The organism is Enterobacter hormaechei subsp. hoffmannii (genome assembly GCF_001729745.1).
In the GTDB taxonomy this organism is placed as follows: Bacteria; Pseudomonadota; Gammaproteobacteria; order Enterobacterales; family Enterobacteriaceae; genus Enterobacter; species Enterobacter intestinihominis.
On the sequence record NZ_CP017186.1, the window covers coordinates 2,391,201 to 2,406,191 of the forward strand.

General features: G+C 55.5%; 13 protein-coding genes. 11 read left to right on the top strand and 2 right to left on the bottom strand.

Annotated features, from left to right (window positions below; all coding sequences use genetic code 11):
- The first annotated feature begins 123 nt into the window (after nucleotides 1–123).
- From pspF to sapF, 6 genes are all read left to right on the top strand, one after another.
- Entirely contained in the window at nucleotides 124–1,116 is a 993-nt protein-coding gene (gene pspF, locus BFV65_RS11195; protein ID WP_169819292.1) for a phage shock protein operon transcriptional activator, read from the top strand.
- 88 nt (nucleotides 1,117–1,204) lie between these two features.
- Nucleotides 1,205–2,845, top strand: coding sequence for an ABC transporter substrate-binding protein SapA (gene sapA / locus BFV65_RS11200; protein WP_069596639.1), 1,641 nt, complete (start codon nucleotides 1,205–1,207; stop codon nucleotides 2,843–2,845).
- On the top strand, nucleotides 2,842–3,807 hold the full coding sequence (gene sapB, locus BFV65_RS11205; RefSeq protein WP_022648308.1) for a putrescine export ABC transporter permease SapB: 966 nt from the start codon (nucleotides 2,842–2,844) through the stop codon (nucleotides 3,805–3,807). The genes sapA and sapB overlap by 4 nt, the downstream gene beginning before the upstream one ends.
- The gene (gene sapC / locus BFV65_RS11210; RefSeq protein ID WP_003856843.1) at nucleotides 3,794–4,684 is read left to right on the top strand and encodes a putrescine export ABC transporter permease SapC; all 891 of its coding nucleotides are present in this window, start codon (nucleotides 3,794–3,796) and stop codon (nucleotides 4,682–4,684) included. The genes sapB and sapC overlap by 14 nt, the downstream gene beginning before the upstream one ends.
- Nucleotides 4,684–5,676, top strand: a complete 993-nt coding sequence (sapD, locus tag BFV65_RS11215) for a putrescine export ABC transporter ATP-binding protein SapD (protein WP_003856840.1) — start codon at nucleotides 4,684–4,686, stop codon at nucleotides 5,674–5,676. Before sapC ends, sapD begins: the two co-directional genes overlap by 1 nt.
- Nucleotide 5,677: 1 nt before the next feature.
- Nucleotides 5,678–6,484 (top strand): putrescine export ABC transporter ATP-binding protein SapF, encoded by an 807-nt coding sequence (gene sapF, locus BFV65_RS11220; protein ID WP_003856838.1) that lies wholly within the window; start codon nucleotides 5,678–5,680, stop codon nucleotides 6,482–6,484.
- On the opposite strand, the gene BFV65_RS11225 is transcribed toward sapF, so the two are convergent.
- A complete protein-coding gene (locus tag BFV65_RS11225) occupies nucleotides 6,481–7,071 on the bottom strand; it encodes a TetR/AcrR family transcriptional regulator (RefSeq protein WP_022648309.1) in 591 nt (196 codons plus the stop codon). The genes sapF and BFV65_RS11225 overlap by 4 nt on opposite strands.
- Before the next feature lie 132 nt (nucleotides 7,072–7,203).
- On the opposite strand from BFV65_RS11225, the gene BFV65_RS11230 reads away from it, so the two are divergent.
- The 5 genes from BFV65_RS11230 (at nucleotide 7,204) to pdeR (ending at nucleotide 14,033) form a co-directional block, all read left to right on the top strand.
- Nucleotides 7,204–7,605, top strand: coding sequence for a RidA family protein (locus tag BFV65_RS11230; RefSeq protein WP_045308900.1), 402 nt, complete (start codon nucleotides 7,204–7,206; stop codon nucleotides 7,603–7,605).
- Nucleotides 7,606–7,886: 281 nt separating this feature from the next.
- Complete coding sequence (fabI, locus tag BFV65_RS11235) at nucleotides 7,887–8,675, top strand: enoyl-ACP reductase FabI (RefSeq protein WP_003856831.1); 789 nt, start codon at nucleotides 7,887–7,889, stop codon at nucleotides 8,673–8,675.
- Nucleotides 8,676–8,828: 153 nt separating this feature from the next.
- Entirely contained in the window at nucleotides 8,829–9,815 is a 987-nt protein-coding gene (locus BFV65_RS11240; RefSeq protein WP_069596640.1) for an oxidoreductase, read from the top strand.
- 88 nt (nucleotides 9,816–9,903) lie between these two features.
- Nucleotides 9,904–11,838, top strand: a complete 1,935-nt coding sequence (locus BFV65_RS11245) for an exoribonuclease II (protein WP_023300251.1) — start codon at nucleotides 9,904–9,906, stop codon at nucleotides 11,836–11,838.
- 206 nt (nucleotides 11,839–12,044) lie between these two features.
- Nucleotides 12,045–14,033, top strand: coding sequence for a cyclic di-GMP phosphodiesterase (gene pdeR, locus BFV65_RS11250; RefSeq protein WP_032624132.1), 1,989 nt, complete (start codon nucleotides 12,045–12,047; stop codon nucleotides 14,031–14,033).
- On the opposite strand, the gene BFV65_RS11255 is transcribed toward pdeR, so the two are convergent.
- A complete protein-coding gene (locus tag BFV65_RS11255; protein WP_022648314.1) occupies nucleotides 14,030–14,899 on the bottom strand; it encodes a crotonase/enoyl-CoA hydratase family protein in 870 nt (289 codons plus the stop codon). The two genes, pdeR and BFV65_RS11255, sit on opposite strands and share 4 nt — an antisense overlap.
- Nucleotides 14,900–14,991: the final 92 nt, after the last annotated feature.

Genomic DNA, 14,991 nt, shown 5'->3' on the forward strand with positions numbered 1-14,991 from the left:
GCGATGCCCTGCTGAGTAGTTAATACAAATCCCATGCCAACTTTTTATCTTATTGATTTTACTGAGTGTGATTGATATTTATCCATCCAGCGGCTATTCTCACCTGGTGAATATCACTAAGGAGTGGTTAATTTCATCATGGCTGAATATAAAGACAATTTGATTGGCGAGGCAAACAGCTTCCTGGAAGTGCTTGAGCAGGTATCGCGCCTGGCGCCGCTGAATAAACCGGTGCTCATTATCGGTGAGCGCGGAACGGGTAAAGAACTTATCGCTAACCGTCTGCACTTTCTGTCTGGCCGCTGGGACGGGCCTTTTATTTCGCTTAACTGCGCGGCGCTGAATGAAAATCTGCTCGACACGGAGCTTTTCGGTCATGAAGCCGGCGCGTTTACTGGCGCACAAAAACGGCACCCCGGTCGTTTTGAACGTGCCGACGGTGGAACGCTCTTTCTCGACGAGCTGGCGACCGCGCCAATGCTGGTGCAGGAAAAGCTGCTGCGCGTCATTGAGTATGGCGAACTGGAACGCGTTGGCGGAAGTCAGCCGCTTCAGGTTAACGTTCGCCTGGTGTGCGCCACTAACGCCGATCTGCCCGCGATGGTGGCAGAAGATAAATTCCGCGCCGACCTGCTGGACCGGCTGGCTTTCGATGTCGTCCAATTGCCGCCGCTGCGTGAGCGGCGCAGCGATATCATGCTACTGGCCGATCAATTTGCCATTCAGATGTGCCGGGAACTGGGCCTGCCGCTCTTTCCGGGCTTCAGCGAACAGGCCACCGAGACCCTGCTCGGTTACCACTGGCCGGGGAATATCCGTGAACTGAAAAACGTGGTGGAACGGTCTGTTTACCGTCATGGCAGCAGCGAGACCGAACTGGACAACATTATTCTCGATCCGTTTCGGCGCGAGGTTAAACAGCCCCTTGCTCCGGCGGCGCGCCAGCATGATCCGGCGTTGCCGCTCGATTTACGCCAGTTCCAGCATCAGCAGGAGCAGCAACTGCTGGAACGGAGCCTGAAAGAGGCGAAATATAACCAGAAACGGGCAGCTGAACTGCTGGGTCTGACCTACCATCAGTTAAGGGCATTGCTCAAAAAACATCAAATGCGCTGACATTATCAGCACTTACCCCCAGACATTTTTACGAAGCAGGCGTAAGTGCGATACACTTTGCAGATCGAATCTAAAAACCTTAAAAACTATGCGCCTGGTTTTATCATCCCTGTTTGCACTCGGTCTGTTCAGCAATCTGGCCTTTGCTGCGCCCGATCGTACTGCGCCTCCTGATATTCGTGATAGTGGTTTCGTCTATTGCGTCAGCGGGCAAGTTGATACCTTTAACCCGCAAAAGGCGGGGAGCGGCGTGATTGTTGATACGCTGGCCGCACAGATTTACGATCGCCTGCTCGACGTCGATCCTTATACCTATCGGCTGGTTCCGGAGCTTGCTGAAAGTTGGGAAGTGCTTGATAACGGCGCTACATACCGCTTTCGTCTACGCGATGATGTCGCCTTTCAGCACACCCCGTGGTTTACGCCAACCCGTAAACTCAACGCGGATGACGTGGTTTTCACCTTCCAGCGCATATTCAACCGCAATCATCCGTGGCATAACGTTAATGGCGGAAACTTCCCCTACTTCGACAGTCTGCAATTCGCGGACACGGTCAAAAGCGTTCGTAAGCTGGATAACCGCACGGTTGAGTTTCGCCTGACGCGCCCGGACGCCTCATTCCTCTGGCACCTGGCGACGCACTACGCGTCCGTCATGTCAGCCGAATACGCGGATCAGCTGACGAAAAAGGATCGTCAGGAACGTCTCGATCGTGAGCCTGTGGGCACAGGACCCTTCCAGTTAGCTGAGTACCGCGCCGGACAATACATTCGCCTGCAACGACACGATCATTTCTGGCGCGGCAAACCGCTGATGCCGCAGGTTATTGTCGATCTGGGTTCAGGTGGAACAGGCCGCCTCTCCAAACTGCTGACCGGTGAGTGCGACGTCCTTGCGTGGCCTGCGGCCAGCCAGTTGACTATTTTGCGCGACGACCCCCGCCTGCGCCTGACCCTACGCCCGGGAATGAACATCGCCTATCTGGCGTTTAACACCGATAAGCCACCGCTGAATAATCCGGCCGTGCGCCATGCGCTGGCGTTAGCGATCAACAATCAGCGTCTGATGCAGTCGATTTATTACGGCACCGCGGAAACCGCCGCCTCTATTCTGCCCCGCGCCTCCTGGGCCTATGACGGCGAGGCGAAGATCACGGAATATAATCCGGCGAAAGCGCGCGAACAGCTTAAAGCACTGGGGGCAGAAAACCTGACGCTTCAGCTGTGGGTACCCACCAGCTCTCAGGCGTGGAACCCCAGCCCGCTGAAAACCGCCGAACTGTTGCAGGCAGATATGGCCCAGGTGGGCGTGAAGGTGATCATCGTTCCTGTCGAAGGCCGTTTCCAGGAGGCGCGTCTGATGGACATGAATCACGACTTAACGCTGGCTGGCTGGTCTACCGACAGTAACGACCCGGACAGCTTCTTCCGTCCGCTGCTGAGCTGTGCGGCGATCAACTCCCAGACCAACTACGCCCACTGGTGTAACCGGGAATTTGATGCTGTGCTGCAAAAAGCCCTCTCATCTCAACAGCTTGCTTCACGCATTGAGGCCTACGATGAAGCGCAAGATATTCTGGCCAGAGAGCTTCCCGTGTTGCCGCTTGCCTCTTCCCTGCGCCTTCAGGCCTACCGTTACGATATAAAAGGGCTGGTACTCAGCCCGTTTGGTAACGCCTCCTTCGCGGGCGTGACTCGTGAGAAAGAACAAGAGGTGAAAAAACCATGATTATATTTACCTTGCGGCGGCTGCTGTTACTGCTGGTCACCCTGTTCTTCCTGACCTTTGTCGGCTTTAGCCTTAGCTACTTTACGCCGCACGCCCCGCTTCAGGGCTCATCCCTCTGGGACGCCTGGCTGTTCTGGTTTAACGGCCTGTTGCACTGGGATTTTGGCGTGTCCAGCATCAACGGACAGCTCATCTCTGAGCAGCTGAAGATGGTTTTCCCGGCCACCATGGAGCTGTGTATACTCGCCTTTGGCTTTGCCCTCATGGTGGGGATCCCGGTGGGGATGCTGGCGGGAATTTATCGCAATAAATGGCAGGATAAATTCATCAGCGCGCTTGCCTTAATTGGCTTTTCCATCCCTGTTTTCTGGCTGGCGCTGCTGCTTACCCTCTTCTTTTCACTGACGTTAGGCTGGCTTCCGGTGTCTGGCCGTTTCGACCTGCTATATAACGTGCAAACGGTGAGCGGCTTCGCCATCGTTGACGCCTGGCTTTCCGATTCAGTCTGGCGCGACGAAATGATCGTGAGCGCCCTGCGCCATATGGTGCTGCCAGTGCTCACGCTGGCCGTCGCACCGACGACCGAAGTGATCCGCCTGATGCGCATCAGCACTATCGAAGTCTTCGATCAAAACTATGTGAAAGCCGCCGCCACACGCGGACTGTCTCGCCTGACGATTCTACGTCGCCATGTGCTGCACAATGCGTTGCCGCCGGTAATCCCACGGCTTGGGCTGCAATTCTCAACCATGCTGACGCTGGCGATGATCACCGAGATGGTTTTCAGCTGGCCGGGCCTTGGACGCTGGATGATCAACGCCATTCGCCAGCAGGATTACGCTGCGATCTCCGCCGGAGTGATGGTGATTGGCTCGCTGGTTATTATTGTTAACGTTGTTTCCGATATTTTGGGTGCCATGGCCAACCCGTTGAAGCATAAGGAATGGTATGCCTTACGATAACGTCTACAGCGAAAAGCGCACGCCTGGTGCGCTACGCACCGTGTGGCGTAATTTCTACGGCGACACCACGGCGATGATCGGCTTTTACGGCTGCATTGGCCTCGTGTTGCTGTGTGTTTTGGGTTCGTGGTTTGCGCCGTATGGCATCGATCAGCAGTTCCTTGGTTATCAGCTTTTACCGCCATCGTGGTCGCGTTACGGGGAGGTTTCGTTCTTCCTGGGGACTGACGATCTCGGACGCGACGTGCTAAGTCGTTTACTGAGCGGCGCCGCACCTACGGTAGGCGGCGCGTTCGTGGTCACCCTTGCCGCCGCGATATGCGGCCTTGCGCTGGGCATTTTTGCCGGCTCAACCCACGGGCTGCGGTCTGCCGTGCTTAATCATATTCTTGATACCTTGCTCTCGATTCCTTCGCTGTTGCTGGCGATTATCGTCGTGGCCTTCGCGGGGCCGCACCTCACACATGCGATGTTCGCCGTCTGGCTGGCCATTCTGCCCCGCATGGTGCGATCGGTTTACAGCCTGGTTCACGACGAACTGGAGAAAGAATATGTCGTCGCCGCCCGTCTGGACGGCGCCACCACGTTTAATATTTTGTGGTTTGCCGTGCTGCCTAACATTGCCGCCGGGCTGGTGACGGAGATCACCCGCGCTCTGTCGATGGCGATTCTTGATATCGCAGCGCTGGGCTTCCTGGACCTGGGCGCACAGCTCCCCTCCCCGGAATGGGGCGCAATGCTCGGCGATGCGCTGGAGCTGATTTACGTTGCGCCGTGGACGGTCATGCTGCCGGGCGCGGCCATTATGGTGAGCGTTCTGCTCGTTAACCTGCTTGGCGACGGGATCCGCCGCGCAATCAATGCGGGGGTGCAATAATGCCGTTACTTGATATCCGCAACCTCACGATCGAAATTAAAACGGGCGAAGGCTGGGTTAAAGCGGTGGATCGCATCAGTATTACGCTCGCTGAGGGCGAAATACGCGGGCTGGTGGGCGAATCGGGTTCCGGTAAGAGTCTAATCGCCAAAGCCATTTGCGGCGTGGCAAAGGACAACTGGCGGGTGACCGCCGACCGTATGCGTTTCGACGACATCGATCTGTTGCGTCTCTCCCCACGCGAACGCCGTAAACTGGTGGGCCATAACGTCTCGATGATTTTTCAGGAGCCGCAATCCTGTCTCGATCCGTCCGAGCGCGTCGGGAAACAGCTGATGCAGAACATCCCCGGGTGGACCTATAAAGGCCGCTGGTGGCAGCGTTTCGGCTGGCGTAAACGCCGTGCCATTGAGCTATTGCACCGTGTGGGGATCAAAGACCATAAAGACGCGATGCGCAGTTTCCCCTACGAACTGACCGACGGTGAATGCCAGAAAGTGATGATTGCTATCGCCCTGGCCAATCAGCCGCGTCTGCTGATTGCGGACGAACCGACGAACGCGATGGAGCCAACGACTCAGGCGCAGATTTTCCGCCTGCTCACGCGTCTGAACCAGAATAACAACACCACCATTTTGCTGATCAGCCATGACCTGCAAATGTTGAGCAAGTGGGCGGATAAAATTGACGTGATGTATTGCGGACAAACGGTAGAAACCGCGCCAAGTGAAGACCTGGTGACGACGCCGCATCATCCCTACACGCAGGCGCTGATCAGGGCGATCCCTGATTTCGGCAGCGCAATGCCACACAAGAGCCGTCTGAATACTCTGCCTGGCGCGATACCGCTGCTGGAATCGCTGCCCATTGGCTGCCGTCTGGGTCCGCGTTGCCCGTATGCTCAGCGTAAATGCATTGAAACACCGCGCCTGACAGGGCCGAAAAATCATCTGTTTGCCTGTCATTTCCCGCTGAACATGGAGAGAGAGTGAAATGGTCGAAACCTTACTGGAAGTGCGTAACCTGAGTAAGACCTTTCGCTATCGCACCGGCCTGTTTCACCGTCAGACCGTCGAGGCGGTTAAACCGCTGAGCTTTACGCTGCGCGAAAAGCAGACGCTGGCGATTATCGGTGAAAACGGCTCGGGCAAATCGACCCTGGCAAAAATGCTCGCGGGTATGGTTGAGCCAAGCGGCGGTGAAATACTGATTGACGATCATCCTCTGGAATTTGGTGACTACTCTTTCCGCAGCCAGCGCATTCGGATGATTTTTCAGGATCCGTCAACGTCCCTCAACCCGCGCCAGCGTATTTCGCAGATCCTGGATTTCCCGCTGCGGTTGAATACCGACCTGGAGCCGGAAGCACGTCGCAAACGGATTGTCGAAACCCTGCGTCTGGTAGGTCTCCTGCCCGACCATGTCAGCTATTACCCCCACATGCTGGCCCCGGGCCAAAAACAGCGTCTCGGACTGGCCCGCGCGCTGATCCTGCGCCCGAAGGTCATTATCGCCGACGAAGCGCTGGCGTCGCTGGACATGTCGATGCGTTCGCAACTCATCAACCTGATGCTGGAGCTACAGGAAAAGCAGGGGATATCGTATATCTACGTGACTCAGCACCTGGGCATGATGAAGCACATCAGCGATCAGGTGCTGGTGATGCACCAGGGTGAAGTCGTTGAGCGCGGCAGTACCGCTGACGTGCTGGCCTCCCCGCTCCACGACCTGACAAAACGCCTGATTGCCGGACACTTTGGTGAAGCATTGACGGCCGATGCGTGGCGGAAAGATCGTTAGCCGTTGCGTAACCCGCTTGCCAGCAGAGTAAACACCTCGATGGCATGCGGCAGCGTCTTCTGCGGCTCATCACTCGCGGCAATCATCAAGGCAGCATTCAGCGCAACGCCGTTCAACAGATGGGCTGCGACTTTCGCATCCATTTTTTTAAGCACGTTGCGTTCGATTAATTTTTCGATGGTCTGGCGGGTCGACTCAAGACAGCTGTTCTGGCTGGGCCATTGCGCCGGATCGCCCAGAACGGCCGGACCGTCAAGAAGCACGATACGCTGAACTTCCGGAACGAGCGCCATGTTGATGTAGGCGATGCCTTCCGCCAGCAGTCTCTCCCAATCATCGTCTGTGGCCGCGGCAACGGCTTTCGCGTTGCCCGCCATTTCGCTGTCTATCTGCGCGACCACCGCCGCCAGTAACCCTTTCTTATCTCTGAAATTATGATACAGCGCACCGCGCGTTAACCCCACGCTTGCCGTCAGTTCATCCATCGACGCTGCAGCAAAGCCTTTCTCAGCAAACGCCTTTCGCGCCGCATGAATCAATTTTTCGCGATTTTCCTGAGCTGTTTCAGCACGACGTTTTGTAGCCATAGAACTTCCTATAAAAGCGATATTTTTAATTTGACATACGCGGCGTATGTGAATTACATTTTTTCACATACATTGCGTATGTTACTTCTCTTAAGTAACCACAACAACGCCTCTGACAGAAAAGGAAATGCCATGCATCCACGTAATCCTGTCTTCCCTGCCAATCGACATGCCCTTTATGAGGAGCATGGCTATTCGGCTGCCATTCGCTCTGGCGATCTGTTATTTGTTTCCGGTCAGGTCGGCAGCCGCAGCGATGGCACGCCTGAGCCTGATTTCGCCGCTCAGGTGCAGTTGGCATTCGATAATTTACAGGCGACTTTGGCCGCCGCAGGATGCACTTTTGACGATCTGATTGATGTCACGACGTTTCATACCGATCCAGAAAACCAGTTCCCCGTCATCATGGAGGTGAAAAAACTGGTGTTTCCACAGCCACCTTACCCAAACTGGACGGCTATCGGCGTTAACTGGCTGGCCGGATTTGATTTTGAAATTAAGGTTATTGCCCGAATCCCCTCGCCAGCGAATTAATATCCGGCCGTCTTAGCGTGAAGCTTCTGGCCAACCTCTGGTTGGATGAGGCGAACCCAGCACCTGGTGATATACTGCTGGAATACACACGAAATAGCCTGATAAAGAGTCAGTTCAACGTCTTTCGTGCGCCCAGCCACGGCACGTGAGCGAGAAATATCGTGACACAAGGGGCTGTGAGTGGGCTATAATTTCGAGCTAATTTCGAATGATTTTGAAATACTGCCTGTAACGCTATGAATTACAAGGCAAAATAAGCAATGAATATAAGGATTAAAGCTATGGGTTTTCTTTCCGGTAAGCGCATTCTGGTAACTGGCGTTGCCAGCAAACTGTCCATCGCATACGGCATCGCACAGGCTATGCATCGCGAAGGCGCTGAGCTGGCGTTCACCTACCAGAACGACAAGCTGAAAGGCCGTGTTGAAGAATTTGCCGCGCAGCTGGGTTCCAGCATTGTTCTGGAATGTGACGTTGCACAAGACGAAAGCATTGATGGCATGTTTGCTGAACTGGCTAAAGCATGGCCGAAATTCGACGGTTTCGTTCACTCCATCGGCTTCGCTCCGGGCGACCAGCTGGACGGCGACTACGTGAACGCGGTTACCCGTGATGGCTTCAAAATCGCCCATGACATCAGCTCCTACAGCTTCGTTGCGATGGCAAAATCCTGCCGCGCGATGCTGAACCCGGGCGCAGCCCTGCTGACCCTGTCCTACCTGGGCGCAGAACGCGCTATCCCTAACTACAACGTTATGGGTCTGGCGAAAGCGTCTCTGGAAGCCAACGTGCGCTATATGGCGAACGCAATGGGTCCTGAAGGCGTGCGTGTTAACGCAATTTCTGCGGGTCCAATCCGTACTCTGGCCGCTTCCGGTATCAAAGATTTCCGTAAAATGCTGGCACATTGCGAAGCGGTTACCCCGATTCGTCGTACCGTTACCATCGAAGATGTGGGTAACTCTGCGGCATTCCTGTGCTCTGACCTTTCCGCGGGTATCTCCGGCGAAGTGGTTCACGTGGACGGCGGCTTCAACATCGCTGCCATGAATGAGCTGGAAATCAAATAAGTCTGTTACTCTCTTCCCGCCTGGGAAGAGAGTTTTCTCCCCTCCCCGCACTTCGTTATTCCGTTCTGCTATTTGTTATCACCTAACAATATTTTTCCCCTCATCCGCCTTACGCCAGGATATTGATCGCCATTTTGAGATCAAGGAACGCCCATGGAACAACGCCGTTTTTCCGGCAAAGGCCACTGGTATCACGAAACCCAGTCGAATCATTCGCAGACGGACGTTCTGCCGCTGGTGCCTGAAGCCGCTAACGTCGACGATCGTTTTTTGCTCGATTTAGCCCTGCCTGACGACATTGCCGCAAGCTGTTGTGGGTGGCTTACGCCAGCCCGAACGTTGTGCCGCCTCTTATTCCCACTCGATACTCCCGTAAACCGTCTGCACACGCTTAGCGCCTACGACAGACTGAGCACGGCGTTGACGGTTTCCCAGGCGTGTGGCGTCCAGCGGCTCTGTAACCACTACGCGGCGCTCCTCGCCCCCCTTCCGGGCCCCGACTCTTCCCGGGAAAGCAATCGACGCCTTGCAGAAATCACTCAGTATGCCCGCCAGCTGGCGAGCTCTCCGGACGTCATTGACGATAAAGCGCAAACTCAGCTTGATGAGGTGGGACTGACAACGTATGACATTGTGCTTATCAACCAGATCATCGGCTTTACTGGTTTTCAGGCGCGGGCGGTTGCAGTGTTTCAGGCGCTGCTTGGCCATCCGGTACGCTGGCTACCGGGACACCACATTCAGCCCCATACACTACCGCTGAGCTTTACCCGATGGACAGCCACCCAGCCCGTAGTCGAACTAAAATATGCCAGTGCGGTTCAACTTGAGGCGCTCTCACGCTGGCAGGCCGAACCTGCGCTTTCAGCGCTCACGCCGGTTCTCTGCCATGAGCCGATGCTGCTGAATCTGACGGGCGAGATACTGGTTAACCACCCACAAAGCGAAGCCCAGCCATCTGCATTGCTCTCAGCCGCCCATACGCTGCTGCTTACGTCTCCCGATCGTTTTAGCGCCGCCCAGTTAACGCCTCTCACGGAGGCCGGTATCCCACCGGGCAAGGCAATTAACCTGTTAACCCACGGCGCTTTTAATGGCTGGCTGGACCGTCTTCGCGTGGCGCTTGGCAAAGAGGAATAACCACACGCTTTACCTAAAGAGCGCTTGCTGTAGCAGTGAGAATCGCGTAAAACTGTCAGCCGCTCAATGGCTACGAAAATAGAACATTATGTTTCAGGACAACCCGCTGCTAGCGCAGCTTAAACAGCAACTACATTCCCAGACGCCCCGTGCAGAAGGGGTCGTAAAAGCCACGGAAAAGGGCTTTGGCTTTCTTGAAGTTGACGGACAGAAGAGCTACTTCATTCCGCCTCCTCAGATGAAGAAAGTGATGCATGGCGACCGCATTTCGGCCGTTATTCATACCGAAAAGGAACGAGAGTCTGCCGAGCCGGAAGCACTGATCGAACCTTTCCTGACCCGCTTTGTCGGGAAAGTGCATAAAAAAGACGATCGTCTTTCTATCGTACCGGATCATCCTCTCCTGAAAGATGCCATCCCTTGCCGCGCTGCGCGTGGCGTTGAGCATGACTTTGTCGAGGGTGACTGGGCGGTTGCCGAAATGCGCCGTCATCCTTTAAAAGGCGATCGCGGTTTCTACGCCGAGCTGACCCAGTTCATCACCTTTGGCGACGACCATTTCGTCCCATGGTGGGTGACGCTGGCGCGCCACAACCTCGAAAAAGAAGCGCCGGATGGCGTAGCGACCAAAATGCAGGACGAAGGTCTTGAGCGTCGCGATCTGACAGCGCTGGACTTTGTCACCATCGACAGCGCCAGCACCGAGGATATGGACGATGCGCTGTATGCCGAAGAGGCAGCGGATGGCAAAATGCATCTGACCGTCGCCATCGCCGACCCTACCGCATGGATTGTCGAAGGCAGCAAGCTGGACGAAATGGCCAAAGTGCGTTCGTTCACCAACTACCTGCCGGGCTTCAACATCCCGATGCTGCCGCGCGAGCTTTCCGACGATCTCTGCTCCCTGCGTCCCCATGAAGTGCGTCCGGTACTGGCCTGCCGCATGACCATCGCGGCTGACGGTACCATTGAAGAAGATATCGAATTCTTCGCCGCCACTATCGAATCCAAAGCTAAACTGGCTTATGACAACGTGTCCGACTGGCTGGAAAATACCGGCAGCTGGAAGCCTGAATCCGATAATATCGCTGCGCAAATTCGTCTGCTGCATCGCGTCTGCCAGAGCCGCAGTGAGTGGCGCCAGACCCACGCGCTGGTATTTAAGGACCGCCCGGACTACCGCTTTGTGCTGGGGGAAAAAGGCGAAGTGCTCAATATCGTCGCCGAGCCACGCCGTATTGCCAACCGTATCGTTGAAGAAGCGATGATCTCCGCCAACATTTGCGCCGCACGCGTGCTGCGCGACAAGTTAGGCTTTGGCATTTACAACGTGCACACCGGCTTTGACCCGGCTAACACCGAAGCGCTGGCCGCCCTGCTCAAAACCCATGACGTCCACGTCGATCCGGAAGAGGTGCTGACCCTGCCAGGCTTCTGCAAGCTGCGCCGCGAGCTGGACGCACAGCCGTCAGGTTTCCTTGACAGCCGCATTCGCCGCTTCCAGTCCTTTGCGGAAATCAGCACGGAGCCAGGCCCGCACTTCGGTCTCGGTCTTGAGGCTTACGCCACCTGGACCTCCCCGATCCGTAAGTACGGCGACATGGTTAACCATCGTCTGCTGAAAGCGATCATCAAAGGGGAATCTGTTGCCCGCCCACAGGATGAGACTACGTTGCAGATGGCAGAGCGTCGCCGTCTGAACCGTATGGCGGAGCGTGATGTCGGCGACTGGTTGTACGCGCGTTTCCTGAATGATAAGGCAGGGACTGACACCCGTTTCCCGGCTGAAATCATTGACATCAGCCGCGGCGGTATGCGCGTGCGTCTGGTGGATAATGGCGCCGTTGCCTTTATTCCTGCCCCGTTCCTGCATGCCGTTCGCGACGAACTGGTTTGTAGCCAGGAAAACGGGACCGTGCAAATTAAAGGCGAAACGGTTTACAAAGTCACTGACGTGATTGATGTAAACATCGCTGAAGTCCGCATGGAAACCCGCAGCATTATCGCGCGCCCTGTCGCCTGATAACCGCGTAGACTCCCGGCCGTTCCGTTCAGGGATGGCCGGGAGTTCTCCCCAGTATTATCTCTCGCAAAATCATCGTTTTTTCTCACACTTTTCTGTTTCCTACCGCCACATTTCGCCAGAATTATCTACAGTAAAAAGAGCCGTCATAGTCGACTGCAAATGAATAATTTGTGCGCTACTCAGCAGCCGCGGGAGAAAACGGGATGGACGATCTGGAGCAGAATTTGCTGTTTCGTTACATGGGTACGCATAGCCCCTGGTGGCGACTAACAGCAGACAGCAATGCTCTGCATCTTGCTGCCAGTGAAAGCGCTGACATCGTTCAGGTGGTTGCGCTGGACGATGAGCAGGCTGCTCTGATTCGCCAGCTCACCGTTATCACCGCCAGCATTGCCATGACCCTTCCCTTGTATGGTTTGGACGTTCCCGTCCATCTTGTCGGTCGTAAAATTAACAAAAATGAGTGGGCGGGAACGGCATCAGCATGGAACGACACGCCTTCCGTGGCGCGCGATCTGGCGCAGGGACTCTCCTTCGCCGAACAGGTGGTGTCCGAAGCTAACTCCGTAATTGTCATCCTCGACCAGAACGGGAATATTCAGCGCTTCAACCGTTTAAGTGAAGAATATACGGGCCTGAAGGAACAGGAAGTCATCGGGCAAAACGTGTTTAAACTGTTCATGAGCCGCAGCGAAGCCGCGGCCTCAAAACGCAACATCACCGGTTTTTTTCGTAACGGCAGCTCCTACGAAGTCGAACGCTGGATCAAGACCCGCAAGGGGCAACGCCTGTTTCTCTTCAGAAATAAATTCGTTCACAGCGGCAGCGGGAAAAATGAAATTTTCCTCATCTGTTCGGGTACCGACATCACGGAAGAGCGTCGGGCCCAGGAGCGCCTGCGCGTTCTCGCCAATACGGATACGATTACCGGTTTGCCTAACCGAAATGCCATCCATGAGCTGATCTCCGACGCCATCACCTCCCGGGGTGAAACGCAGGTGGGCGTGGTTTATCTCGATCTGGATAACTTTAAAAAAGTGAACGATGCCTATGGGCATATGTTTGGCGACCAGCTGCTACAGGCCGTTGCGCTGGCGATCCTGAGTTGCCTGGACGACGGACAAACCCTGGCGCGCCTGGGTGGGGATGAGTTTATCGTGATGGCCACCGATACCTCGCAGGGCGCTCTGGAAGCTATGGCGTCGCGCATTCTGACCCGACTGCGGCAGCCTTTCCGCATCGGGCTGATAGAGGTTTACACTGGCTGCTCGCTTGGTATCGCGCTTGCGCCCCAGCACGGTAACGATCGGGAAAGCGTCATTCGCAATGCCGACACCGCCATGTACACCGCCAAGGAAAATGGCCGGGGTAAATTCTGCGTCTTCTCGCCAGAGATGAACCAGCGCGTATTTGAATATCTGTGGCTGGATACCAACCTGCGTAAAGCGCTGGATAACGATCAGCTGTTAATTCACTACCAGCCAAAAATGACCTGGCGCGGCGAAGTCAGAAGTCTGGAGGCGCTGGTGCGCTGGCAGTCACCAGAGCGTGGCCTGATCCCGCCGATGGAATTTATCTCCTATGCAGAAGAGTCAGGGCTGATAGTGCCCCTTGGCCGCTGGGTTATGCTCGATGTGGTGCGCCAGGTGGCAAAATGGCGCGACAAAGGGATCAACCTGCGCGTCGCGGTCAACGTCTCCGCCCGTCAGCTGGCGGACCAGACCATCTTCAGTGACCTGAAGCAGGCGCTGAAAGACCTGAATTTTGAATACTGCCCGATTGACGTGGAATTGACCGAAAGCTGTCTCATCGAAAATGAAGAGCTGGCCCTGTCAGTGATCCAGCAATTTAGCCGCCTGGGGGCGCAAATTCACCTTGATGACTTTGGTACGGGGTACTCTTCCCTGTCGCAGCTGGCGCGCTTCCCTATCGACGCCATCAAGCTTGACCAGTCCTTCGTCCGGGATATCCATAAGCAGTCCATTTCACAGTCGCTCGTGCGCGCGATAGTCGCCGTGGCACAGGCGTTGAATCTGCAGGTCATTGCTGAAGGGGTGGAGAGTGCAAAAGAAGACGCCTTTCTGACGAAGAATGGCGTCAACGAACGGCAGGGTTATCTTTTTGCTAAGCCCATGCCCGCAGCCGCATTCGAGCGATGGCTAAAGCGCTATCAGGCCAGGAATGTCCGTTAGCTGGCTTTGCGTAAGCCCGTCGCCTGATGGCGATTTTGCAGCATAACCAGCCGCTCCATGTAGGCGATATCCTTCGGTTCAAGGCAGAAGGCGGCATCCACCCAATCCTCTGTAATGTCCATCAACTCGCTTCGCGGAAGTGGCAGAACACGCGTACGCGCGCGCAGCATGGCCCTTACGCCGTTCAGCTTCGGCTGTAGCGTGTCGATAAACGTCCGTACCGAAACATAGCTCTGTAACGGCTCGAATAAGAGATCCACAAGACCGTGCTGTTCATACCATTCCGCCGTATGCGACTCACCTTTATAAATCAGCGCCTCTGCCATTTTCATGCCGGCACGACGCGCCACCAGTGAATAACCGCCCATGCCCGGGAACAGATTGAACGCGATTTCCGGAAAGCCTAATCGGGCATCGCGCTGGGCCAGAATGAAATGATGCGCGAGCGCGGCTTCAAACCCGCCCCCTAACGCGCTTCCTTCCACCATCGCCAGCGTGACAGCACCGGTATCGAACCCTCGTGAGGCGGCATGAACGCAGTCCACACAGGCCCGGGCATAGGCGCGTAACGCTTCGCGTCGGTTGTTTTTGATGCACTCAACGAAGAATTGTAAATCACCGCCAGTATTGTAGATGTCAGGGACCAGCGATCCGGTGACCCAAAAATCAACGACATATCCGGACTGGCGAACCAGCCAGGAGAGATTCATGATCTCCTCGATCAGCGCATGATTGAAGCAAGGCCGTGGCGTGGCACGTAACATCATCCACACCGTGCGCCGTTCGGCCTCATAATAAGCCGCCAGTTGAGTGAATCGTTCAGCATCAGTAAACAATGTGCAGGTTGTCTGGTTGATAACTGTCATAGTCGAATTCCTCTTATAAAAAAGCGCGTTGCGCGCAGTTTTAGACTAATCCACCCCTACAACCCGCAGCATACGGGGGTTAAATTTGTCAC